Consider the following 22,893-nt stretch of genomic DNA (forward strand, 5'->3'; position numbering starts at 1 on the left):
TCAACCTTCCTTCGGCGCCGCCCAGACCGGCATCCGGCGGCCGGTGGCCCGGTTGAACAGCAGGTCCACCAGGAGCACGGCGGCGAACGCGATCACCAACTGCGTGGGGGTGTGCAGCAGGCCCAGGCTCACGATCAGTGTGGTCGCCCCGGCGTAGCCGGCGAGCAGCGCGACTCCTCCACCCGGGCGTCCGGGAGTGGACCGCCCGTATCCCGCAGCGCTACCCGGCGAGGCGGCGTCGAAACGACAAAACGGTTTCATCAGCGAGAATCCGGGCAACCGGCGGCGACCGATCGCCCGACCCTCAGGAGGCGGCCTTGGCCTTCGACCCCGCCGCGCACGCCCGTCACCGGCGCGGGGAGGCGGCATGAGCGCCCCGGCCCGCGACCCCGACGCCCGCCCGGCCGCCGTCACCGACCGGCGTCCCGTGACCGCCCCGGTCCACGGCGGTCCGGCCGGCGCGACGGGCCCCGGCCCCCGGACCCCGCTCCTGCCGATGGAGTACGTCCTGCCGCTGCGCTGGTCCCACGACACCGGCCTGACCGAGCTGACCGACCACCTGCGCGCCCTCGCCCGCTGGGTGGACGTGACCGTCGTCGACGGTTCCCCGCCAAACCTCTTCGCCCGGCACGCCGCCAGCTGGCGGGACCTGGTCCGGCACGTCCGGCCCGATCCCGCGCTGCGCGGCGCCAACGGCAAGGTGCTCGGCGTGCTCACCGGGCTGGCCCTGGCCCGGCACGAACACGTGGTGGTCGGCGACGACGACGTCCGGTACGACGAGGCGGCGCTGCGCGCCGTGCACGCCCTGCTGGACCGGGTGGACCTGGTCCGGCCGCAGAACCACTTCGACCCGCTGCCCTGGCACGCGTGGTGGGACACCGGCCGGACCCTGCTCAACCGGGCCTTCGGCGGCGACTGGCCGGGCACCCTGGCGGTCCGCCGCAGCACGTTCCACGCCATGGGCGGCTACGACCCGGACGTGCTCTTCGAGAACCTGGAGCTGGTCCGCACCGTGCGCGCGTACGGCGGCACCACCGCGACGCCCGCCTGGCTGCACGTCCGCCGGTTGCCGCCGACCGCCGCGCACTTCGGTGGGCAGCGGGTCCGGCAGGCGTACGACGACCTGGCCCAACCGGTGCGGCTGGTGACCTCGCTGGCGGTGCTGCCCGGCGTGCTGGCCGCGCTCGCGGCCCGCCGCCCGGCGCTGCTGCTCGGTGCCGGCGCGGTGACCGTGGCGGTCGCCGAGCTGGGCCGCCGGCGGGCCGGTGGCGGCCGGGTCTTCCCGGCGCACACCGCCCTGGCGGCGCCGCTCTGGCTGCTGGAACGCGGGGTCTGCGCCTGGCTGGCGCTCGGCCGACGGCTACGCGGCGGGGTGCCCTACGGCGGCACCCGGCTGCGCGTCGCGGCGCACTCCCGGCGCGTCCTGCGCTGCCGGCTGGCCGATGCCGGGCCCGCCGACCTCGCGCTCTGGGTGCAGGCGGGCGAACGCGACGAAGGGCCCCCGGTCGACGCCGCCAGGCGTTGACAGGGGGCCCTGCTCGCAGTGAACCGGGTCAGTAACGGACCTGGTCGCGGGACTGCTGCGCGGTGTCCTTGACGTCCTGCGCGGCGGACTTCGAGTCGTCCTTGACCGCGTGCACGGCGTCCTGGGCGGTGGACTTCAGCGACTCGGTGGCGTGCTGCGCCGGCTCGCGCAGCTCCTCCTTGATCTCGCTGGCGACCTCGCCCAGCTTCTCCTTCACCACACCGCTGTGCTCGCTGGCCTTCTCCTTGACCTGCGTGGCCAGCTCCTGCTCGCGACGGGTGGTCGGGATCAGCGAGGAGACCAGCATGCCGACGCCGAAGGCGATCAGGCCGGCGGCCAGCGGGTTGCCCTCGGACTTCTGCCGGATCACCTGCGGGGCCCGCTGAGCGGCGTCGCCGACCGTCGAGGCGGCGGCGTGCGCCTTGTCGCCCACGGTGGACGCGGCGGCGTGCGCCTTGTCACCGACGGTGGAGGCTGCGGAGGAGACGTGCCCGCCGGCCGAGTGCGCGGCGTAGCCGGTGCTGTGACCCAGGTCGGAAGCGCTTCCCATCACCCTGTCCTTAACGTTCTGGAGCGCGTTGCGCGCCCGCTGCTTGCGGTCGTCGACGATGCGGCTCGGGCTGACCTTGTACGCCAGCGCGTCCACGTCGGTGCTGAGGCTGTTGCGCGTCGCCTCGATCTCCCGGCGGATCTGGTCGGGATCGGTGCTCATCGGGTGACTCCCTCCGGGTGCGGCTTGAGCGCGTCGGGAATGCGCTGCACGCTGTCGTTGGTCTGCTTGAGGCCGCGGATGTTCTCGGCGTTCTTCTTGGCCTTGGAGTAGAGGACGGCCGCGACCACGGCCCAGACAACGGCCACGATCAGCGCGGCGAGGCCCGAGTCCATCACGTTGTCCAGGAACTGCCAGATGGCGATGGACACGAAGAGCGCCACCATGTATCCGCCGAAGCCGGCGCCACCGTAGAAGCCGGCGGCCTTGCCCGCCTTCTTGCCCTCCTGGCGGATCTCCGCCTTGGCCAGCTCGACCTCCTGGCGCATCAGCGTGGACAGGTCGGTGGTGACCGAGCGCATCAGCTCACCGATCGAGCTGCCCCGGACCTCGTCCGCGCTGTGCGGCGCGGTCGGGTCCCCGGCGTAGGGCGCGTTGTTCGCGTGGTGCCCCGGGTCGACCGGGTACGCGGCGTTCACGCCGGATCCCTGCGTCGGCATGCTCATGCCGTCGCCTCCGTTCTGTCGGGTCGGCCGGTCACGGACGGGTGGTGCCGCTGGACGGCACGCCCGGCAGCGGGTCGGTCTGGCTCACCGGCGGCAGCGGCTGGCCGGTGCCCGAGTACGGGTCGGCGTAGCTGCCCGGGGTCGGGTCCGTGTAGCTGCCCGGGGTCGGGTCCGCGTAGCCACCGGAGGCCGGCTGTGCGTAGCCACCCGGCGCGGCGTAGCCCGGGTCCGGCTCGGCGTAGGTGCCCGGCGTCGGGTCGAGGTAGCCGCCCGGCGGGACGTCCGAGACGGGGCGCGCGGTCGGGATGACCGCGGTCCGGTCCGGGTCGTAGCCGTACGCCCGCCGGCCGGTGCCGTTGTCGTCACCGGCGGCAGCGATGTTCTTGGTCAGTCGGCCGGCGAGCACGCCGAGGACGGCGGCGCCGACCAGGAAGGTGCCCGGGTTGCGGCGGGCGTAGCTCTTCACCTCGTTGAGGATGTCGCCCGGCTCGCGCTGCTCCAGCCAACCGGCCACGCCGTGCACCCGGTCGGCGGCCTGGTGGGCCAGCTCGGTCACGGGGCCGCTCTGGCCACTGCTCTGCGCCATCGAGCGCATCTCCTCGGCCAGCGACCGCAGCCCACCGGCGGCCCGCTGCTGCTGCTGGCTGGTCTGGGCGGTGACCTGGTTGCGGGCCTCGCCATAGAGGTTGCGGGCCTGGCGCTTCGCCTCGCCGACAACCTCCTTGCCCTGGTCCTTGGCGGTCTGCGCGACCGCGCCACCCGCGTTGGCGGCTTCTGAGCCGACCTGGCGGGCCTGGTCGCGGACACCGCCGCCGTTGTTCGACTCCTGCCCGTACGTGGAAGACGTGGGTGAGAGATCGTAAGTCATGATGTCCCTTCCGCTCGGAAAGTCGTCGCGGTTGCGCTGGGGGGGGGATCACACCGATTGGTTTCGGTATGACAACTGACCTACCCCCCGTTGTCGGGTCCATGCACGATTCGTCATTTCTCTGCGGGAGCGCCCCGTCGCGGTCACACAATGGAGGGTCGTCCCATCCGGTGACGACTTGTCCACGGAGGGTGACAGCGATGGCACACGTACGCGGACGGACCCCGGCCCGACGACCGGCGATCCAGAAGGTCGCCCTCGCGGTGGCCGCCGTCTTCGTGCTGATCGGCGTCCTCGGGTTCGTCCCCGGCTTCACCACGCACTACAACGAGCTGGCCTTCGCCGGTCACCACTCCGACGCGAAGCTGATCGGCCTGTTCCAGGTGTCGGTCCTGCACAACGTGCTGCACCTGCTCTTCGGCCTGGTCGGGCTGGTGCTGGCCCGCCGGCTCGCCGGGGCCCGGCTCTTCCTGGCCGGTGGTGGTGCCGCCTACCTCGGCCTCTGGCTCTACGGCTTCGCCATCGACCGGGAGAGCGCCGCCAACTTCGTGCCGTTCAACGACGCGGACAACTGGCTGCACCTCTTCCTCGGCTTCGGCATGCTCGCCCTCGGCCTGCTGCTGAACAACGACGTGGGCACCGGCGGCCGGTTGGACACCCCGATCGACCGGCCCTGACCTGCGGCGTCACCCGGACGGGGGCCTCGGGCCGACACGCCGGGCCGGGGTTTACGGAAATATTGCCCCGGGCAACGGAAAGTGACCAGGGGAGGGAGCCCCGACGGACGAGGAGGTCCTGCGATGCCACGGTGGTTGCGGGAGAACGCTCTGACGGTCGCCATGCTGGGCGCGTTCCTGATCTTCCTCTTGTTGCAGAGCGTGTTCGGTTGGCAGGTGCACAACGAGGAGCTCACCCAGTACGGCGCGGCGCCGCTGAGCTGGTGGGCGTACCTGGGCACCGGGCACTTCGCCGAGGCGGTCTTCGAGAACTGGGAGTCGGAGTTCCTCCAGATGGGCGGCTACGTGCTGCTCACCGCGTACCTGGTGCAGAAGGGCTCGGCCGAGTCCAAGCCCGAGGACCAGACCGACCGGCCCGAGGACGACCCGCGCCGGGCCAAGCCGGACTCGCCGTGGCCGGTCCGCGTCGGCGGGCTCCCCCTCGCCGTCTACCGCAACAGCCTCTCCATCGCGCTGCTGATGATCTTCGCCGGCTCGTTCCTCGGCCACCTGCTCGGCGGCGTGGTGGAATACAACGAGGAGCAGGCGTTGTCCAGTGGCGCCGCCCCGATCAGCGCCGTGCAGTTCCTCGGCACCAGCGACTTCTGGTTCCAGTCGATGCAGAACTGGCAGAGCGAGTTCCTCGCCGTCGGCGTGCTGATCCTGCTGAGCATCGTGCTGCGCCAGCACGCCAGCCCCGAGTCGAAGCCGGTCACCGCCGCCCACGCCGAGACCGGCGCGTGACCCCGGCCGGTCCGCGGGTCACTCAGGCCGCCACCGGCAGGCGCTTGGCGAAGCAGACGCTGTACGGATTGTCGACGTACTCGCCGTAGACCGGGATCGGCCGGTAGCCGGCGGAGGTGTACAGGCCGATCGCCGCCGGCAGGTACGTCCCGGTCTCCAGGCACACCACCTGGTGCCCCTGCTGGAAGGCCAACTCCTCCAGGGCGGTCAGCAACTGCCGGGCGATGCCCCGCCCCCGGTACGCCGGGCGGACGTACATCCGCTTCAGCTCGCCGGTGTCCCGGCCCAACGCCTGGATGCCGCCGCAGGCGACCGCCCGACCGCCGTCGACCACCACCAGGTACCGGATGTCGTCGTGGGTGATCGTCGCCTGGCCGTCCAGCCCGCCGTCCGCCGCGCGCAGCTCCCGCTGCTGGGCGCCGACCAGGGTGGCGACCTCCGGATCCGTGACGGGACGGGACTCGATCAGCATTCCGTCACGGTAGGCGCGGCGGATTTCACCGAGGTTTCCGACCGGCGACCCGGACGCGACCCGGGCGGGGCTATTCCCAGTCGTCGTCGTCCATGTCGGCGTCGAAGCCGTCCTGCTCCGGGCCCGCCTGCGCCTCGTCCTCCGGCCGCTGCCGGCGCGCCTTGCGGGCAGCCAGCCGCTCGGCCGCGGAGAGCCGGTTGGACTTCTCCTCCAGCCGGACGTCGGTGCCCCGGTTGCCCGGCACGAAGTCCACGCCCGCATAGAGGGTGGGCTGCCAGTCGAACTCCCGCTCGCCGATGCGGACCAGGTCGCCCGGGTTCGCGCCGGCCTTGGCCAGCTTCTCCTCGACGCCCAGCCGGGCCAGCCGGTCGGCCAGGAAGCCGACGGCCTCGTCGTTGTCGAAGTTCGTCTGCCGCACCCAGCGCTCCGGCCGCACACCCTTGACCGTGTACGACCCGTCCGGCTCGGCCACGATGGTGAAGCCGGCGTCGTCGACCGCCTTCGGGCGGATCACGATCCGGGTCGGCTCGGCCGGCGGCGCGGCGTTGCGGGCCTGCTCGACCAGCTCCGCCATCGCGTACATGAGCTCCTTGAGCCCCTCGCGGGTGGCCGCGGAGACGTCGAAGACCCGGAAGCCGCGGGCCTCCAGGTCCGGCCGGACGATGTCGGCGAGGTCCTGCCCGTCCGGTACGTCGACCTTGTTGAGCGCGACCAGCCGGGGGCGGTCGGCGAGGCCGCCGTACTCGGACAGCTCGGCCTCGATGGTGTCGATGTCGGCCAGCGGGTCGCGGCCGGGCTCCAGCGTCGCGGTGTCGACCACGTGCACCAGCACGGCGCAGCGCTCGACGTGGCGGAGGAACTCCAGCCCGAGCCCCTTGCCGGTGGCCGCGCCGGGGATCAGCCCGGGCACGTCGGCGACGGTGAAGGTGTGGTTGTCGACCCGGACCACGCCGAGGTTCGGCACCAGGGTGGTGAACGGGTAGTCGGCGATCTTCGGCTTGGCGGCGGAGATCACCGAGATCAGCGACGACTTACCGGCGGACGGGAAGCCCACCAGGCCGACGTCGGCGACGCTCTTGAGCTCCAGCACGACGTCGAGCCGGTCGCCGGGCTCGCCCAGCTCGGCGAAGCCGGGGGCCTTGCGCCGGGCGTTCGCCAGCGAGGCGTTGCCCCGGCCGCCGCGCCCACCCCGGGCCGCCTCGAAGGTGGTGCCCGTGCCGACCAGGTCGGCCAGCACCTCACCGTCGAGGGTCTGCACCACGGTGCCGTTCGGCACCTTGATGACCAGATCGTGGCCGTTGGCCCCGTCCCGGTTCGAACCCGCGCCGCCCTTGCCGTTCTCGGCCTTCAGGTGCGGGCGGAAGTGGAAGTCGAGCAGCGTGGTCACCTGCGGGTCGACCACGAGCGAGACGCTGCCGCCGTGCCCGCCGTTGCCGCCGTCGGGGCCGCCGAACGGCTTGAACTTCTCCCGGTGGATGGAGACACAGCCGTGCCCGCCGTCGCCGGCCTGCATGTGCAGGACGACCCGGTCAACGAACGTCGTCACGACGCCAATCCTTCCAGCGGGGTCCGCCCCGCACGGGGAAAGACGAAGCGGGCCGGGACACGAGGTCCGCGGCCCGCTTCGCGAGAGAACTACTGCTGCGGCACGATGTTCACGGTCTTGCGACCGCGCTTGGTGCCGAACTGGACCGAGCCGGCGGCCAGCGCGAACAGCGTGTCGTCGCCGCCACGGCCGACCAGGTCACCGGGGTGGAACTTGGTGCCACGCTGACGGATGAGGATCTCACCCGCGCTGACGACCTGACCACCGAAGCGCTTCACGCCGAGTCGCTGGGCCGCGGAGTCACGACCGTTACGCGAGCTGGACGCACCCTTTTTGTGAGCCATTGGAGGACGACCTACTTCCCGCTGGAGATGCCGGTCACCTTGACCTGGGTCAGCGGCTGGCGGTGACCCTGGCGCTTGTGGTAGCCGGTCTTGTTCTTGAACTTGTGGATCCGGATCTTCGGGCCCTTGGTGTGCGCGGCGATCTCGCCGGACACCGCGACCTTGGCAAGCTTCGCCGCGTCGGTCACCAGGTCGTCACCGTCGACGAGGAGCACCGCGGTGAGCTTCACCGCGTCACCGGGGGCACCGGTGAGCTTCTCGACCTCGATCACGTCGCCCTCGGCGACCTTGTACTGCTTGCCGCCGGTCTTGACGATCGCGTACATCGGAGGCGGACTCCCTGTCGTTGAGGCTGCTAGCGTCTTTTCCCACCGTTGCCGGTCGGTCGTTCCCACGGCAACTCGCCGGGTAGCAGTGACACCGGCGGCGCGGGCACGCGGGAACTCGGCACACCAAAGTGCGCCGCAGGAAAGAGTACGCCATGCACCCGCCCGCCCCCAAACCGGCCCCACCGTCGAAGCCCCGCCCCGGCCCTGCTCGCCGGCCCAGCGGTGCCCGGTGACGCCCGGAACGGGCGGGGCCGGGTGCTGCGACGACGGCAGGGCCCCGGCCACCGGTCGGTCGCCGGGGCCGGGGCCCTGTCACACGTCGTGCTGGTCAGCGCCTCACGGGCGGGTACGCCGCCGGGCACCACCGCGGCGCGAACGCCGCCGCCCGCTGCCGCCGTCGGCACCGTCGTCCTCGCCGTCGCCGAGCGCGTCCGGGTCGTCCGCGGCGGCCAGCCGGGCGGAGTCGCCCTCCTGGCTGTCGGCGACCGACGTCTCGGTCTCGTACCGGGACAGGTCGTACCCCATGGTGTCGTGGTATTCCGCCTCGGTCGGTGGCTGCACCCGGGGCGCCTCGACCCGGGCCGGCTCCACCCGGGCCGGCTCCACCCGGGCCGGCTCGACCCCGGCCGGCTCGGCCTCGGGCGCCTCGGTGACCTCGGCCACGGACCGCTCCGGCACCTGCGCCGCCTTGCGGGCCCGCCGCCGGGACGACGCGGTGCTCGGCTCGGCCGGCGGGGTGGTGACCGCCGAGGCGACCGCCTTGACCTTCTCCCCCGCGTTGCCGCCGTTTCGCGGCTTCTCCGGCACCGGCTCGGTGTGGATGATCAGACCGCGGCCCTTGCAGCACTCGCAGGTCTCGCTGAACGACTCCAGCAGGCCTGCGCCGACCCGCTTACGGGTCATCTGCACCAGGCCCAGCGACGTGATCTCGGTGACCTGGTGCTTGGTCCGGTCCCGGCCCAGGCACTCGGTGAGCCGGCGCAGCACCAGTTCCCGGTTCGACTCCAGCACCATGTCGATGAAGTCGATCACCACGATGCCGCCGAGGTCGCGCAGCCGCAGCTGGCGCACGATCTCCTCGGCCGCCTCCAGGTTGTTCCGGGTGACCGTCTCCTCCAGGTTGCCCCCGGAGCCGGTGTACTTGCCGGTGTTGACGTCGATGACCGTCATCGCCTCGGTCCGGTCGATCACCAGCGAGCCGCCCGAGGGGAGGAAGACCTTGCGGTCCAGCCCCTTGAGGATCTGCTCGTCGATCCGGTACTCGGCGAAGACGTCGTTCGCGCCGACGTGCCGGCGCAGCCGCTCCACCAGGTCCGGCGAGACGTGCGACAGGTACGACTCGACCATGTCGTACGACTGGTCGCCCTCGATCACCAGCTCGCGGAAGTCCTCGTTGAACAGGTCCCGCACCACCCGGATGACCAGGTCCGGCTCCTCGTAGAGCAGCACCGGGGCACCACCCTCGGCCGCCTTGGCCTGGATGTCCTCCCACTGCGCCTGGAGCCGCTTGACGTCGCGGGCCAGCTCGTCCTCGCTCGCCCCCTCGGCGGCGGTCCGGACGATCACGCCGGCGCCGTCCGGGACCAGCTTCTTCAGCGCGTCCCGCAGCCGCTTGCGCTCGGTGTCCGGCAGCTTCCGGCTGATGCCGGAGGCGTTGCCGTTGGGCACATAGACCAGGTGCCGGCCGGAGAGCGCGACGTGGCTGGTCAGCCGGGCACCCTTGTGTCCGATCGGGTCCTTGGTGACCTGCACCAGCACCGAGTCGCCGGACTTGAGGGCCTGCTCGATCGAGCGGGCCCGGCCCTCCAGGCCGCTGGTGTCCCAGTTCACCTCGCCGGCGTAGAGCACCGCGTTACGGCCGCGCCCGATGTCGACGAACGCCGCCTCCATGCTCGGCAGCACGTTCTGCACCTTGCCGAGATAGACGTTGCCGGCCATGGTGCCGGATGAGTTGCGGGTGACGTAGTGCTCGACCAGCACGCCGTCCTCGAGGACGGCGATCTGGGTCCGGTCGCCGCGCTGGCGGACCGCCATCACCCGGTCGACCGCCTCCCGGCGGGCCAGGAACTCCGACTCGCTCAGGATCGGCGGCCGGGTACGCCGCTGCTCGCGCCCGTCCCGGCGGCGCTGCCGCTTGGCCTCCAGCCGGGTCGAGCCCGAGACGCCCTGCACCTCGTCGACCGCCCGGCGCGGCTCACGGATCTTCACCACGGTGGGTACGCCGTCGTCGGCACCCCCCTCGACGTCACCGGCGCCCCGCCGACGGCGGCGGCGACGACGGCGGGTCAGCCCGTCGCCCTCGCCCTCCTCCTCGGCCTCCTCGGCCTCGGTCTCCGCCTCGGTCTCGGCGGCACCGGCCGCCACGGGCTCCTCGGACTCGTCGTCCTCGGTGTCGTCCGCGCCGCCCTTGCCCCGGCCCCGGCCCCGACGACCGCGCCGCCGACGGCGGCGGGCCGCGGCGGTCTCGTCCTCGTCCTCGTCCTCCGCCTCGGCGCTCTCCTCGGCCTCGGCGGTGGGCTCCTCCTCGGCCTCGACCTCGACCGGCTCCGCCTCGCGGCGGCCCCGACGGCGACGCCGGCCGGTCTCGACCGGTTCCTCGGCGGCCGACTCCTCGACCACCGGCGCGGCCGGGGTGGTCGCCCGGACGACCGGCACCTCGTCTGGCTGCGGGGCCATGAAGAGCACGGTCGGCGCGGAGAGCGCGGGCCGGCGACGGCGGGTCCGCGGCCCGGCTGCTCGGCCTCGGCGGGCACGGCCGCGCCGGGCGCGACCTCACCGGTACCGGCGGCGGCCGGCGCCTCCCGGGTCGGGGTGGCGGCCGGCACCTCGGCGGCGCCGACGGCGGTCGGGGTGGGCGCACCGGCGACCTGCTCGACCGGGGCCGGCGCGGTCTCCTCGGTCTCTTCGACCTCCTCGGCCGGCACCGCGTCGGCCTGCGGCTCGGCGACCGCGTGCGGCTCGGTGCCCGGCCCCGCGAAGGCCACGGGGGCCTCCTCGGCGGGGGTCTCGGCGGCCGGCGGGACGGCCTTCTTCCGCTGGGTACGGGTCACCTTGACCGGCGGGACCACCTCCGCGGTGGTCTCCTCGGCGCCGTCGGCGAGCACCGGCTCCCCGGCCGCCTTGGCGGTGGTCGCCTTACGGCGTCGGCGGGTGGTCTTCGGTGCGGATTCCAGCTCACCGGCGATGGGCGCGAGCACCTCCGCCTGGGGTGCCTCGCCGCTGGTCGAGCCGGCGGCGGTGGACGCCTCGGCCGGGGCGTCGATCTGCTCCGGCTGGTTGAGCGGGGCCACCCGGCGTCGGCTGGCCCGCTTGCGCGGCGGCGGCGCGGTCTCGGGCGTGCCGGCGGTGCTGGTCTCGGCGGTGTCGGCGGCCGGCTGGGAACCGGTCCGTTCGCCGCCCTCGGGCTCGTTCTCGAGCATGGACGTTCTCCAGTTCTGGCTGCCCCGGGCGCGGGTGAGCGCTGCCACGCAGGGTCGCCGCAAAAGTGTTTCCGCCGGGCGCGCCGGAAGCGCGACCGCCGAAGTCTGCCTGCCAGAACACTGACCGTCGGTCAGTGTTCTCCGATGGCTGCCCCGTCGCGATCCGCATCCAACGGATCCACGATCTCGCCCAGCGCGGTCAACGTGCCCTGCGCCAGCCGTGTCACCCTCGGGGAGACCGGCGGCTCCAGGTCGGCCACCACGCGGAGGCCGGAAAGGACGTCATCGGGCCGTACGGACGGGGTGACCTGCCGCACGACCAGTTCGAGTATCGCACACGGCACCGCCGGGGCCCCGGAAGGCGTCTGGGCCGACGGCAGGACATCGATGCTGATGACGGCGGCACGGGCGTCGAAGGTGCGCCGCCCCTGCTTGGTCATCCGCTCCACCTGGATCTCGTCGGCGGCGGTGAAGGCGGCGACCGCGCGGTCCAGCACGGCCGGCTCGACCTCGGGCAGCTCGATCCGCCAGTGCGAGGCCTCGATCCGGTCCGGCAGGTTGCCGCCGGCGGCCACCACGGCGTCGAGCACGTCGAGGCCGGGTGAGAGGGCCGCGTCGAGCGCCACCCGTAACTGCGCCGGGTCGACCGGTTCGCGGAGCCCGATCTCCAGGTACTCCGCCTCGCTGGCCACCCCGGTGGGTGCGGCGGAGGCGTACGAGATCTTGGGGTGCGGGGTGAAGCCCTGGGAGAAGGCGATCGGTACGCCGGCCCGGCGCAGCGCGCGCTCGAAGGCCCGGGCGAAGTCCCGGTGCGAGGTGAACCGCAGCGGCCCACGCTTGGCGTACCGGATCCGGACGCGCTGGACGACGGGCGCCTGCCCGCCCTCCGGCTGTGGTTTCTTGCTGATCGTCGTGCTCCTCGCTCGGTCAGAACCGGATGATCATGGAGTTGTCGTCGGCGCCACGCCGTGCCGCAGACGATAACTTCATGATCACCGGACGGAGCGGGCGGCGCGCGGGGACGCGCGGACCGCCCGCTCCGGTGCGGTCACTGCTGGGCGCCGGTGGGCACCTTCAGGCCGTTGATCGGGGTGAGCGGGAGCAGCTTCTTCCCGGTGGGGCCGATCTGGATCTCGGTGTCCATGGACGGGCAGACGCCGCAGTCGAAGCACGGGGTCCACCGGCAGTCGTCCTGCTCGTACTCCGACAGGGAGTCCTGCCAGTCCTGCCAGAGCCAGTCCTTGTCCAGGCCCGAGTCCAGGTGGTCCCAGGGCAGGACCTCCAGCTCGTCGCGCTCCCGGGTGGTGTACCAGTCGAGGTCCAGGCCGAAGGTCGGCAGCACCTCGCCGGCGGCGTCCACCCAGCGCTGGTACGAGAAGTGCTCGCTCCAGCCGTCGAACCGGCCGCCGTTCTCCCACACCTTGCGGATCACCGCGCCGACCCGCCGGTCGCCCCGGCTGAGCAGGCCCTCGATCAGCGACGGCTCGCCGTCGTGATAGCGGTAGCCGATCGCCCGACCCAGCGAGCGGTCCGAGTTGATCGCCTGCTTGAGCAGCTTCAGCCGGCGGTCGATGGTCTCCGGGTCGGCCATCGAGGCCCACTGGAACGGGGTGTGCGGCTTGGGCACGAACCCGCCGATGGAGACCGTGCAGCGGATGTCCTTCGAGCCGGTGGCGGCGCGACCGGCACGGATGACCTCGTGCGCCATGTCGGCGATCTCGAGGACGTCCTCGTCGGTCTCGGTGGGCAGGCCGCACATGAAGTAGAGCTTCACCTGCCGCCAGCCGTTGGTGTACGCGGTGACCACGGTCCGGATGAGGTCGTCCTTCGACACCATCTTGTTGATGACCTTGCGGATCCGCTCCGACCCGCCCTCCGGGGCGAAGGTCAGACCGGTACGTCGCCCGTTGCGGGACAACTCCTGCGCCAGGTCGATGTTGAACGCGTCCACCCGGGTCGACGGCAGCGACAGCGAGACGTTGGTGCCGGCGTACTGCTCGGCGAGGCCGGAGCACATGTCGCCGATCTCGGAGTGGTCGGCGGACGACAGCGACAGCAGGCCCACCTCGTGGAAGCCGGAGAACTCCAGCCCCTCCTTGACCATCTGCCCGACCGTGGTGATCGACCGCTCCCGGACCGGACGGGTGATCATGCCGGCCTGGCAGAACCGGCAGCCGCGGGTGCAGCCGCGGAAGATCTCCACCGCGTAGCGCTCGTGGACCGTCTCGGCGAGCGGGACCAGGGGCTTCTTCGGGTACGGCCAGGCGTCCAGGTCCATCGTCGTGCGCTTGTGCACCCGGAACGGCACGTCCGGGCGGTTCGGCACGACCCGCTGGATCCGGCCGTCGGGCAGGTAGTCCACGTCGTAGAAGCGGGGGACGTAGACGCTCTCGGTGCGGGCCAGCCGCAGCAGCAGCTCGTCCCGGCCGCCCGGGGAGCCCTCGGCCTTCCACGCCCGGACGATCGTGGTGATCTCCAGGACCGCCTCCTCGCCGTCGCCGAGCACGGCGGCGTCCACGAAGTCGGCGATCGGCTCCGGGTTGAAGGCCGCGTGCCCGCCGGCCAGGATCACCGGGTCGGCCTCGGTGCGGTCGGCGGCGAGCAGCGGGATGCCGGCCAGGTCGATCGCGGTGAGCAGGTTGGTGTAGCCCAGCTCGGTGGAGAAGGAGACGCCGAAGACGTCGAAGTCACGGACCGAGCGGTGCGCGTCGACGGTGAACTGCGGCACGCCGTGGGCGCGCATCAGCTTCTCCAGGTCGGGCCAGACCGCGTACGTCCGCTCGGCGAGCACGTCGGGCAGCTCGTTGAGCACCTCGTAGAGGATCTGGACGCCCTGGTTGGGCAGCCCCACCTCGTACGCGTCGGGATACATCAGCGCCCAGCGGACGACCGCCGCGTCCCAGTCCTTGACCACCGCGCCCAGCTCGCCACCGACGTACTGGATGGGCTTGGTCACCTGGGGCAGCAGCGGCTCCAGCCGGGGCCACACAGAATTGGCCGCGGCGGGGCGCGGCGTCGTGGACGGGGCACTCATGATGCCCAAGGGTACGCGCCCGCCCGGCGGGCGGGTTCGGCGACGGTGGCGCGTCGGTACTAACCTCGGATCGGCGCGAGAGGAGATTGCCGCGATGCCGGAGCCGCAGCCGGGAGCAGACCGGCCGGCCGACGGGAGCACCCCGCCCACCGACCACGAACGGGATCCGGCGCTCCCCGACGAGCCCACCCCTCCTCCCCCCGCACCCCCCACCGCCTCGGAGCCGGACGGACCCTCGACGCCGCTTGATCGTCTGCACATCGCGGCACCGACACGCCGGGCGGAAGTGCCGGGAACGTCAGACGATCTTGATCCGCCCTCGCCCGAGTCCGAACCCGAGCCGGCCGAGGCCGAGCCGGCCGAATCCGAGCCGGCCGAGTCAGAGGAGTCCGAGCCGCCCGAGTCCGAACCCGAGCCGGCCGAGTCCGATCCCGAGACGCCCTCCACCGGGACCGAGCCGCTCTCCCCCCAGGCCGAGTCGACTTCGCCCGAGTCCGAGCCGGCTGCGCCGGTGACCCCGGCTCGGGGATCAGCCGCCGTCCCAGCCCGGCCGACCGGCTCGGCACCGGTCCCCGGCCGCCTCGACCCCACCCGCGTGGAGGGCGGCCCGACCCCGGTCCCCGGCCGGCCGGACCCCACCCGGGTGGAGAGCCGACCCGACCCGGTGGAGAGCCGACCCGGCCCGGTGGAGGGCCGCCCCGACCCGACCCGGGTCGAGGGCCACCCCGACCCGACCCGGGTGGAGCCGCCGGCGCCCCGGTGGAGCGGGTCCGCGCCCGTGCCACCCCCGCCGCCCCGCAGGCGTGGCTGGGGCGAGTCGGCCGAGCCGACCCCGGTCCCGCCTGCGCCGGCGGCCTCGCCGGAGCACCAGGTCCCGGTGGACCCGTGGGCAGGCGTCGACACCGGCGGCTGGGAGCTGAACTCGGCCCACTTCCCGGCACTGCCGCCCACGCTGCCCTACCCGGCGACGCCGCACACCCTCCCCTATCCGGTGCCGGCCCTGCCGCCACCGGGTCCGCCCGCGGCCCGGCCGCCGGCCCCGCCGGTCAGCCCGGCGCCGATGGTGGCGCGCCCGGTGTCACCCCCGCCCGTCAGCCACCCACCCGTGGCCGCGCGCCCGGTGTCGCCGCCGCCGCGTCAGGCGCCGCCCGCGCCGGTCCGGCCACCGAAGCAGCGCCGCGCCACGGCACCACCGCCGGCCACACCGCCGCCCGGCTGGCAGGCCCCCCGGGGGTACGTCCCGGTGCCGGTCCGCCGCCGGCGGCGCTGGCCGTGGGTGCTGCTGCTCACCGTGGCCTGCTGCTGCGGCGTGCCGCTGTGGTGGGCGCAGCCGTACTCCACCCAGTACCCGGTCAACGCGGCGCTGCCGGAGGAGGTCACCGGCCTGCAACTGCGCGACGACGCGCAGAGCCAGGCCACCGTCCGCCAGCTCGAGGCCGAGGTACGCCAGGAGAACCTGCTCGCCGAGGACACCTTCGCCGGGGTCTACGGCAGCTCGACGGGGAAGCTGGTGACCGTCTTCGGCAGCACCGGGATCCGGCTCAGCCCCGAGTCGGACGCGAAGGCCGAGCTGACCCGCCTCCAGGAGCGCTACCAGCTCGAACCCGGGGTGCCGGTGGAGACCGGGGTCCGGGGCCGCTACGAGCGCTGCGCGGTCGGCCGGACCGACGGCGACGCGGTGGTGGTCTGCACCTCGGTCGACCACGGCAGCCTGGCCACCGGCGTCTTCACCCGGCTCTCGGTGGACGACAGCGGCCGGCTGCTCGACGAGCTGCGCCAGCAGATCATCACGCCGAAGGCGTAAGGTCTTCGGGTTTCCTGGCGGAAGATCCGGCAGCCGGCCACAATCGGAACATGTCGCGGCGTTGGCTCTTCGCCGATCAGCTGGGGCCGCACTTCCTCGACGACCGGAAGCAGCCGGTCCTGCTGATCGAGTCGAAGGCGGTCTTCCGGCGGCGTGTCTACCACCGGCAGAAGGCCCACCTGATCCTCTCGGCGCTACGACACCGCGCCGCCGAGCTCGGCGACCAGGCGATCTTCCTGCGCGCCGAGACGTACGGGCAGGCACTGAGAAAGGTCCGCGAGCCGCTGGAGGTGTGCCATCCGACCTCGCGGCGTGCGCTGAAGTTCGTCACCGGCCTGGACCGGGTCACCATGCTGCCGGCCCGGGGCTACCTGACCAGCCTCGAGGACTTCGCCGAGTGGGCGGACCAGCGCCGGGGCGCACTGCGGATGGAGGCGTTCTACCGGTTCGCCCGGGAGCACCACGGGGTGCTGATGGACGGCGGTGAGCCGGCCGGCGGCCGGTGGAGCCTGGACACCGAGAACCGCGAGCCGCCCCCGAAGGACGGCAAGCTGGACGTGCCGGCCGCGCCGATGCCGAAGGAGGACGACATCGACGCCGAGGTCCGGGCCGACCTCGACCGGTGGGAACGGGAGGGGATCCGGTTCGTCGGGCGGGACGGCCCGCGCCGGTTCCCGGCCACCGCCAAGGAGGCCAAGGCCCGGCTGCGGCACTTCCTCGCCAAACGGCTCGCCGCGTTCGGCCCGTACGAGGACGCGATGCTCTCGACCGACCCGTGGCTGGCGCACAGCATGCTGTCGTCCTCGTTCAACCTGGGCCTGCTCGACCCCGCCGAGGCGGTACGCGGCGCGGAGCAGGCGTACCGGAAGCAGGGCGCGCCGCTGGCCAGCGTGGAGGGCTTCGTCCGGCAGATCATGGGTTGGCGGGACTACATCTGGCACACCTACTGGTATTTCGAGCCAAGCTGGCGAAACAGCAACGAGCTGGGCGCCCGCCGGTCCCTGCCGGCCTGGTGGAACGACCTGGACGCGGACGCCGTCGACGCGCACTGCCTCTCCGACGTGCTCGCCGGGGTCCGCGACCGGGCGTGGGTGCACCACATCCCCCGGCTGATGGTGCTCGGCAACTACGCGCTGCAGCGCGGCTTCCGCCCGTCCGAGCTGGTCGAGTGGTTCCACACCCGGTTCGTGGACGGCTACGAGTGGGTGATGACCGCGAACGTGGTCGGCATGAGCCAGTACGCCGACCTGGGCCGGATCACCACCAAGCCGTACGCCTCGGGCGGCGCGTACATCAACCGGATGAGCGACTACTGCGGCGGCTGCCGGTACGACCCGAAGAAGCGGGTCGGTCCGGACGCCTGCCCGTTCACCGCCGGCTACTGGGCCTTCCTCTCCGCCAACCGCGACCGCATCCCGGGCAACGCCCGGATGGCGCGCACCATGAAGCAGATGGAACGCCTCGCCGACCTCGATGCGGTGGTCGACCAGGAGAAGCGCCGGGGCGGCGACCCGCCGTGACGGGCGGGCCGGCCGGGGGCACCCCCGTTACCGCCCGCCGGTTCAGACCGCGCCGGGCTCGCCCGCGACCGGTGGGTGGGCGCGCGGCGGCGCGTAGCGGGGCACGTACTCCTGGCCGGTGAGTTGCTGGATCTCGGCCATCATCTCGTCGGTCATCTCGCGCAGCGAGGTCCGGTCGTCGGACCGGCCGGTGAAGTCCAGCGGCTTGCCGAACCGGATGCTGATCTCGGCCCGGCCCGGTCGGGGCACCCGGGTCCCGATCGGCTGCGCCTTGTCGGTGCCGGTGACGCCGACCGGGATGATCGGCACGCCGGCCGCCACGGCCAGACGGGCCGCGCCGGTCCGCCCCCGGTAGAGCCGGCCGTCCGGCGAGCGGGTCCCCTCCGGGTAGACGGCGACCAGGTCACCGGCCTTCAGCACCGGGATGGCGGCGTCGAACGCGGACAGCGCGGCCCGGCCGCCGGCCCGCTCCACTGGGATCGCGCCCAGCCCGGTGAGGACGAACTTGGAGAAGGCGCCCTTCACACCGGTGCCCTTGAAGTACTCCGACTTGGCCCAGAAGGCCAGGTGCCGGGGGACGACGGTGCCGAGCAGCAACTCGTCGGCGACGGAGAGATGGTTGCCCGCGAAGATGGCGCCGCCGGTCGCCGGAATGTGCTCCAACCCCTCCACGCGTGGCCGGAACGCCAACCGGAGCGCGGGCGCCACGGTGAGCTTGCCGATGGTGTAGAGCAGCGGCACTGGTCCTCCGGCGGTCGTACGTGAACAGGCGGTGTCACCGTAGCGGACGGTTCCACCTCCGGCCGATCGGGTGGCCGACCGTCCGTGGGGTGGTCCGGCGGCGGCAGCGCCGCCGGACCACCACCATCAGGACGTCATACCCGGCGGACGGCGACCGTCACCCGTTCGCCGTCGCCGACCTCGCCGGCGAAGCCCTCGACGCCCTCGACGAAGTCGATGCTGTCGGCCAGCACCTCCCGCGCCACGAAGTCGGTGTACGCGGCCACCGCCGCGCGGACCTCCTCCGGCGCCGACACGGACACCACGATCCGGTCGGACACGTCCAGGTCGGCGTCCCGGCGGGCCTGCTGCACCACCCGGACCACGTCCCGGGCCAGCCCCTCGGCGGCCAGTTCGGGAGTGACCTCGGTGTCCAGCACGACGACGCCCTCACCGCCGGGCAGCGGCGCGGAGTGCTCGGCGTCGGCGGCGACCAGGCGCAGCTCGTACTCGCCCTCGGCGAGGGTGACCCCGGCGGCGACCGGGGCGCCGTCGACGAGTTCCCACTCCCCCGCCTTGACCGCCTTGATGACCTGCTGCACCTGCTTGCCGACCCGCGGGCCGAGCGCCCGGGGCACCACCGTCAGCACCTGCTGGCAGTAGTTCGCCACCTCCGGCGAGAACTCCACCGTCTTCACGTTGACCTCGTCGGCGACCAGGTCGGCGAAGGGCCGGAGCTGGTCGGCGACCGGGGAGGCCACGGTCAGCTTCGACAGCGGCAGCCGGACCCGCAGGCCCTTCGCCTTGCGCAGCGACAGGGCCGCCGAGCAGACGTCCCGGGTGGCGTCCATCGCGGCCACCAGGGCATGGTCGGCGGGGAACTCCTCGGCGGACGGCCAGTCGGTCAGGTGCACCGACCGCTCGCCGGTGAGGCCGCGCCAGATCTCCTCCGCGGTCAGCGGCGCCAGCGGCGCCACCACCCGGCAGAGCGTCTCCAGCACCGTCCACAGGGTGTCGAACGCCTCGGCGTCGCCGGACCAGAACCGGTCCCGGGAGCGGCGCACGTACCAGTTGGTCAGCGCGTCCAGGTAGGACCGGACGGTCGCGCAGGCCCCGGAGATGTCGTACGCGTCCATCTGCGCGCCGACCGTCGCCACCAGCTCGTTCGTCTTCGCCAGCACGTACCGGTCGAGCAGGTGGGTGGAGTCGGTGCGGCGACGGGCGGTGTGGCCGTCGGCGTTGGCGTAGAGGGAGAAGAAGTACCAGACGTTCCACAGCGGCAGCAGCACCTGACGCACCGCGTCCCGGATGCCCGCCTCGGTGACCGCCATGTCACCGCCGCGCAGCACCGGCGACGACATCAGCATCCAGCGCATCGCGTCGGAGCCGTACGCGTCGAAGACGTGGTAGACGTCCGGGTAGTTGCGCAGGCTCTTGGACATCTTGCGCCCGTCGGAGCCGAGCAGGATGCCGTGACTGAGGCAGTTGCGGAACGCCGGCCGGTCGAACAGCGCGGTGGCCAGCACGTGCATGGTGTAGAACCAGCCGCGGGTCTGTCCGATGTACTCGACGATGAAGTCGCCCGGGTAGTGGTGCTCGAACCAGTCGGCGTTCTCGAACGGGTAGTGCACCTGGGCGAACGGCATCGAGCCGGACTCGAACCAGCAGTCCAGCACCTCCGGCACCCGGCGCATCATCGACTTCCCCGTCGGGTCGTCCGGGTTGGGGCGGACCAGGTCGTCGACCGCCGGCCGGTGCAGGTCGGTCAGGCGTACGCCGAAGTCCTGCTCGATCTGCTCCAGCGAGCCGTACACGTCGACCCGGGGGTAGGTCGGGTCGTCGGACTTCCACACCGGGATCGGCGAGCCCCAGAACCGGTTCCGGCTGATCGACCAGTCCCGGGCGTTGGCCAGCCACTTGCCGAACGAGCCGTCCTTGATGTGCCCCGGCGTCCAGTTGATCTGCTGGTTCAGCTCGACCATCCGGTCCCGGAACTTCGTCACCGCGACGAACCACGACGACACCGCCTTGTAGACCAGCGGGGTGTCGCAGCGCCAGCAGTGCGGGTAGGAGTGGGTGTAGGTGTCCTGCTTGAGCACCACCCCCCGCTCCTTGAGTTCCCGGATCACCGGCTTGTTGACGTCGAAGACCTGCTCGCCCTGGTAGGGCGGGACGAGCGCGGTGAACCGGGTGTGGTCGTCCACCGTGACGACGGTGGGGATGCCGGCGGCGTTGCAGACGTTCTGGTCGTCCTCGCCGAAGGCCGGGGCCAGGTGCACGATCCCGGTGCCGTCCTCGGTGGTGACGAAGTCCGCCCCGAGCACCTGGTAGGCGTTCTCGCCGGCCTGCTCGACCAGGAAGTCGTAGAGCGGGGTGTAGCGGCGCCCGACCAGGTCGCGGCCGTACACGCTGCCGACCTGCTCGTACCCCTCCAGCTCCTTGGCGTACGCGGCCAGCCGCGCGGCGCCCACGACGTAGCGGTCGCCGTCGCGCTCCAGCACCGCGTACTCGATGTCGGGGCCGACGGCGAGCGCCAGGTTGGACGGCAGGGTCCACGGCGTGGTGGTCCAGACGCCCAGCTTGACCGGCCCGCGCAGCAGCTCGGGGGCGCTCTCGTCGGCGGTCAGCCCGAACCACACCGACAGGGTGGGGTCGTGCCGGTCCCGGTAGACGTCGTCCATCCGGGTCTCGGTGTTCGACAGCGGCGTCTCGCACCGCCAGCAGTACGCCAGCACCCGGAAGCCCTCGTAGACCAGGCCCTTGTCGTGCAGGGTCCGGAAGGCCCACATGACGCTTTCCATGTAGTCCAGGTCGAGCGTCTTGTAGTCGTTGGCGAAGTCGACCCAGCGGGCCTGCCGGGTGACGTACCGCTCCCAGTCCTGGGTGAACTCCAGCACCGAGGCGCGGCAGGCGTCGTTGAACCGGGCCACGCCCAGATCGAGGATCTCCGCCTTGCTGGTGATGCCGAGCTGCTTCTCGGCGACCACCTCGGCGGGCAGGCCGTGGCAGTCCCAGCCGAAGCGCCGCTCGACGTGCTTGCCGCGCATGGTCTGGTAGCGCGGGACGACGTCCTTCACGTACCCGGTGAAGAGGTGGCCGTAGTGCGGCAGGCCGTTGGCGAAGGGCGGGCCGTCGTAGAAGACGTACTCGTTCTTGCCGTTCTCGCCGGTCGGCCGCGCCTCGACGGACGCCTCGAAGGTCTTGTCGGCCGTCCAGTGCTCCAGCACCCGGCGCTCGACCGCGGGCAGGTCCGGGCTCGCCGGGACACCGGCGGCGGTCGGGTCGTGCAACGGATAGGCCATCGGGGGTCGCTCTCCTCGCGCAGCTCACTCATCTGTGGTCTGCGAGGACGAGCCTTTTCCGGTACGCCGTCTCCGGCGTACCCGGGGTCAGGCCCGCGGTACCACCCCGCTTGGCGGTCGAGGTGCGGCCGCCCGCTCGTTGGTCGGCTGTGACGGGCCGTCCCGTCCGGTTCTACTGGGCCGGTCACCCGGCTGTTCTTCCGGAGGCTCACCGGTGATGGCCGGGTCGTCGCCTGTGCCGTCAAGCGTACTCGACCCGGCGGGTGCGCCGCCCCCGAGTATCGGCGCAAGGAGGGGCCCCCTGTTAACGCCTCCGGTAGAGGAGGGGCCCCCTGTTGACAACCCGGTCGTCACAGTGCCCGCCTCGTCCCCGTCCTCGTTGAGGCAGCAGCAGTGCAGGACCGGATCGGGAGGTAACGGTGAGAGTTCTGGTGGCCGGCGCCGGCGGCGCGATCGGCGTACCCCTGACCCGGCGGCTGCGCGAGCACGGCCACGAGGTGTACGGCCTGACCCGCGACCCGGGCCGGTCCCGGGCGCTGGCCGACCGGGGTGTCCGGCCGGTGGTCGCCGACGCGATGGACCGGTCCGCGCTGCTGCGGGCGGTCGACGGGCTGGCCGCCGACGCGGTGGTGCACGAGCTGACCGCGCTGGCCCGCACCCCCACCCGGCACGCCGGCATGGCGCAGACCAACCGGCTGCGCGTCGAGGGCACCGCGAACCTGCTGGCCGCCGCCGAGGTGGTCGGCGCGCGGCGGTTCCTCACCCAGTCGATCGTGCTCGGCTACGGCTACCGGGACCACGGCGACCGGGTGCTCACCGAGACCGACCCGTTCGGCGAGCCGCAGGGCACGAAGGTCGACCCGCACCTGGCCGCGATGCGCGCCACCGAGCAGCAGGCGTTCACCGCCCCGCACGGCATCGCCCTGCGCTACGGCCTGTTCTACGGCGGGGACACCGCCCGACTCCGGCCGCGGCTGATGAAGCGCCGGCTGCCGGTGACCGACGGTGGCGTGCTGCCCTGGGTGCACGTCGAGGACGCGGCGGCGGCCACCGTGGCGGCGCTGGAGCACGGGCGGGCCGGTCAGGCGTACAACGTCGCCGACGACGAGCCGGCCACCCTGGCCGAGGTGTTCACCGCCCTGGCCGGGGCGTTGGGCGCTCCCCCGCCCCGGCGGCTGCCGGCCTGGCTGCTCCGCCTCGCCGCCCCGTACGTGGTGACCACCGCGGTGGAGACGAACCTGCGGGTCGCCACCGCGAAGGCGAGGACGGAGCTGGACTGGCGGCCGGCCTACCCGAGCTACCGGGAGGGCGTCGCCGCAGCGGCCCGCGGCTAGG

At 72.8% G+C, this 22,893-nt stretch carries 18 protein-coding genes and 1 pseudogene; 6 read left to right on the top strand and 13 right to left on the bottom strand.

The window, feature by feature from the left end; translation table 11 throughout:
* Positions 1-132 carry a hypothetical protein gene (locus tag MRQ36_RS33185; RefSeq protein ID WP_278187442.1) on the bottom strand — a complete coding sequence of 44 codons (132 nt, stop codon included), beginning with the start codon at positions 130-132 and terminating at the stop codon, positions 1-3.
* Between the two features lie 235 nt (positions 133-367).
* On the opposite strand from MRQ36_RS33185, the gene MRQ36_RS06275 reads away from it, so the two are divergent.
* The gene (locus MRQ36_RS06275; protein WP_242793722.1) at positions 368-1,525 is read left to right on the top strand and encodes a glycosyltransferase family 2 protein; all 1,158 of its coding nucleotides are present in this window, start codon (positions 368-370) and stop codon (positions 1,523-1,525) included.
* A gap of 28 nt (positions 1,526-1,553) precedes the next feature.
* On the opposite strand, the gene MRQ36_RS06280 is transcribed toward MRQ36_RS06275, so the two are convergent.
* The 3 genes from MRQ36_RS06280 to MRQ36_RS06290 are packed head-to-tail and all read right to left on the bottom strand — an operon-like array spanning position 1,554 to position 3,608.
* Positions 1,554-2,237, bottom strand: coding sequence for a DUF3618 domain-containing protein (locus MRQ36_RS06280; RefSeq protein WP_242793724.1), 684 nt, complete (start codon positions 2,235-2,237; stop codon positions 1,554-1,556).
* Complete coding sequence (locus tag MRQ36_RS06285) at positions 2,234-2,740, bottom strand: phage holin family protein (protein ID WP_242793726.1); 507 nt, start codon at positions 2,738-2,740, stop codon at positions 2,234-2,236. Before MRQ36_RS06285 ends, MRQ36_RS06280 begins: the two co-directional genes overlap by 4 nt.
* 31 nt (positions 2,741-2,771) lie before the next feature.
* On the bottom strand, positions 2,772-3,608 hold the full coding sequence (locus tag MRQ36_RS06290; RefSeq protein WP_242793728.1) for a hypothetical protein: 837 nt from the start codon (positions 3,606-3,608) through the stop codon (positions 2,772-2,774).
* 200 nt (positions 3,609-3,808) lie between these two features.
* Here MRQ36_RS06290 and MRQ36_RS06295 point away from each other — a divergent pair, with 200 nt between their 5' ends.
* Positions 3,809-4,285, top strand: coding sequence for a DUF4383 domain-containing protein (locus tag MRQ36_RS06295; protein ID WP_242793730.1), 477 nt, complete (start codon positions 3,809-3,811; stop codon positions 4,283-4,285).
* Positions 4,286-4,408: 123 nt separating this feature from the next.
* Positions 4,409-5,068, top strand: coding sequence for a DUF6766 family protein (locus MRQ36_RS06300; protein ID WP_242793732.1), 660 nt, complete (start codon positions 4,409-4,411; stop codon positions 5,066-5,068).
* A gap of 22 nt (positions 5,069-5,090) precedes the next feature.
* Here the strand turns inward: MRQ36_RS06300 and MRQ36_RS06305 are convergent, their stop codons facing one another.
* The 7 genes and pseudogenes from MRQ36_RS06305 to MRQ36_RS06335 all read right to left on the bottom strand — a co-directional run bounded on the left by MRQ36_RS06305 (position 5,091) and on the right by MRQ36_RS06335 (position 14,212).
* Positions 5,091-5,540: a GNAT family N-acetyltransferase gene (locus MRQ36_RS06305; protein ID WP_242793734.1), complete on the bottom strand. Its 450-nt coding sequence runs from the start codon at positions 5,538-5,540 to the stop codon at positions 5,091-5,093.
* Positions 5,541-5,610: 70 nt separating this feature from the next.
* Positions 5,611-7,086 (bottom strand): GTPase ObgE, encoded by a 1,476-nt coding sequence (gene obgE / locus MRQ36_RS06310; RefSeq protein ID WP_242793736.1) that lies wholly within the window; start codon positions 7,084-7,086, stop codon positions 5,611-5,613.
* A gap of 89 nt (positions 7,087-7,175) precedes the next feature.
* Positions 7,176-7,430 (bottom strand): 50S ribosomal protein L27, encoded by a 255-nt coding sequence (gene rpmA, locus MRQ36_RS06315; protein ID WP_088972745.1) that lies wholly within the window; start codon positions 7,428-7,430, stop codon positions 7,176-7,178.
* Between the two features lie 11 nt (positions 7,431-7,441).
* Complete coding sequence (gene rplU, locus MRQ36_RS06320; protein WP_067312477.1) at positions 7,442-7,756, bottom strand: 50S ribosomal protein L21; 315 nt, start codon at positions 7,754-7,756, stop codon at positions 7,442-7,444.
* A 339-nt stretch (positions 7,757-8,095) separates the two neighbouring features.
* A pseudogene (locus tag MRQ36_RS06325) lies at positions 8,096-11,178 on the bottom strand (Rne/Rng family ribonuclease).
* Positions 11,179-11,309: 131 nt separating this feature from the next.
* The gene (locus tag MRQ36_RS06330; protein WP_308194963.1) at positions 11,310-12,029 is read right to left on the bottom strand and encodes a TIGR03936 family radical SAM-associated protein; all 720 of its coding nucleotides are present in this window, start codon (positions 12,027-12,029) and stop codon (positions 11,310-11,312) included.
* Positions 12,030-12,226: 197 nt separating this feature from the next.
* Positions 12,227-14,212, bottom strand: a complete 1,986-nt coding sequence (locus MRQ36_RS06335; RefSeq protein WP_242793738.1) for a TIGR03960 family B12-binding radical SAM protein — start codon at positions 14,210-14,212, stop codon at positions 12,227-12,229.
* 595 nt (positions 14,213-14,807) lie between these two features.
* On the opposite strand from MRQ36_RS06335, the gene MRQ36_RS06340 reads away from it, so the two are divergent.
* Positions 14,808-16,016 (top strand): hypothetical protein, encoded by a 1,209-nt coding sequence (locus MRQ36_RS06340; protein ID WP_242793740.1) that lies wholly within the window; start codon positions 14,808-14,810, stop codon positions 16,014-16,016.
* A 50-nt stretch (positions 16,017-16,066) separates the two neighbouring features.
* Positions 16,067-17,536, top strand: a complete 1,470-nt coding sequence (locus MRQ36_RS06345) for a cryptochrome/photolyase family protein (RefSeq protein ID WP_242793742.1) — start codon at positions 16,067-16,069, stop codon at positions 17,534-17,536.
* A 42-nt stretch (positions 17,537-17,578) separates the two neighbouring features.
* Here MRQ36_RS06345 and MRQ36_RS06350 read toward each other — a convergent pair whose 3' ends face one another.
* Positions 17,579-18,277: a 1-acyl-sn-glycerol-3-phosphate acyltransferase gene (locus MRQ36_RS06350; protein WP_242793744.1), complete on the bottom strand. Its 699-nt coding sequence runs from the start codon at positions 18,275-18,277 to the stop codon at positions 17,579-17,581.
* 134 nt (positions 18,278-18,411) lie between these two features.
* A complete protein-coding gene (ileS, locus tag MRQ36_RS06355) occupies positions 18,412-21,558 on the bottom strand; it encodes an isoleucine--tRNA ligase (protein WP_242793747.1) in 3,147 nt (1,048 codons plus the stop codon).
* 419 nt (positions 21,559-21,977) lie between these two features.
* On the opposite strand from ileS, the gene MRQ36_RS06360 reads away from it, so the two are divergent.
* Positions 21,978-22,892 (top strand): NAD(P)-dependent oxidoreductase, encoded by a 915-nt coding sequence (locus tag MRQ36_RS06360; protein ID WP_242793749.1) that lies wholly within the window; start codon positions 21,978-21,980, stop codon positions 22,890-22,892.
* Position 22,893: the final 1 nt, after the last annotated feature.

The organism is Micromonospora sp. R77 (assembly GCF_022747945.1).
Lineage (GTDB): Bacteria > Actinomycetota > Actinomycetes > Mycobacteriales > Micromonosporaceae > Micromonospora.

Coding starts and splice junctions, on each gene's coding strand:
- MRQ36_RS06275 (WP_242793722.1), top strand. CDS start 368: ATGAGCGCCCCGGCCCGCGACCCCGACGCCCGCCCGGCCGCCGTCACC.
- MRQ36_RS06280 (WP_242793724.1), bottom strand. CDS start 2,237: ATGAGCACCGATCCCGACCAGATCCGCCGGGAGATCGAGGCGACGCGC.
- MRQ36_RS06285 (WP_242793726.1), bottom strand. CDS start 2,740: ATGAGCATGCCGACGCAGGGATCCGGCGTGAACGCCGCGTACCCGGTC.
- MRQ36_RS06290 (WP_242793728.1), bottom strand. CDS start 3,608: ATGACTTACGATCTCTCACCCACGTCTTCCACGTACGGGCAGGAGTCG.
- MRQ36_RS06295 (WP_242793730.1), top strand. CDS start 3,809: ATGGCACACGTACGCGGACGGACCCCGGCCCGACGACCGGCGATCCAG.
- MRQ36_RS06300 (WP_242793732.1), top strand. CDS start 4,409: ATGCCACGGTGGTTGCGGGAGAACGCTCTGACGGTCGCCATGCTGGGC.
- MRQ36_RS06305 (WP_242793734.1), bottom strand. CDS start 5,540: ATGCTGATCGAGTCCCGTCCCGTCACGGATCCGGAGGTCGCCACCCTG.
- rpmA (WP_088972745.1), bottom strand. CDS start 7,430: ATGGCTCACAAAAAGGGTGCGTCCAGCTCGCGTAACGGTCGTGACTCC.
- rplU (WP_067312477.1), bottom strand. CDS start 7,756: ATGTACGCGATCGTCAAGACCGGCGGCAAGCAGTACAAGGTCGCCGAG.
- MRQ36_RS06335 (WP_242793738.1), bottom strand. CDS start 14,212: ATGAGTGCCCCGTCCACGACGCCGCGCCCCGCCGCGGCCAATTCTGTG.
- MRQ36_RS06345 (WP_242793742.1), top strand. CDS start 16,067: ATGTCGCGGCGTTGGCTCTTCGCCGATCAGCTGGGGCCGCACTTCCTC.
- ileS (WP_242793747.1), bottom strand. CDS start 21,558: ATGGCCTATCCGTTGCACGACCCGACCGCCGCCGGTGTCCCGGCGAGC.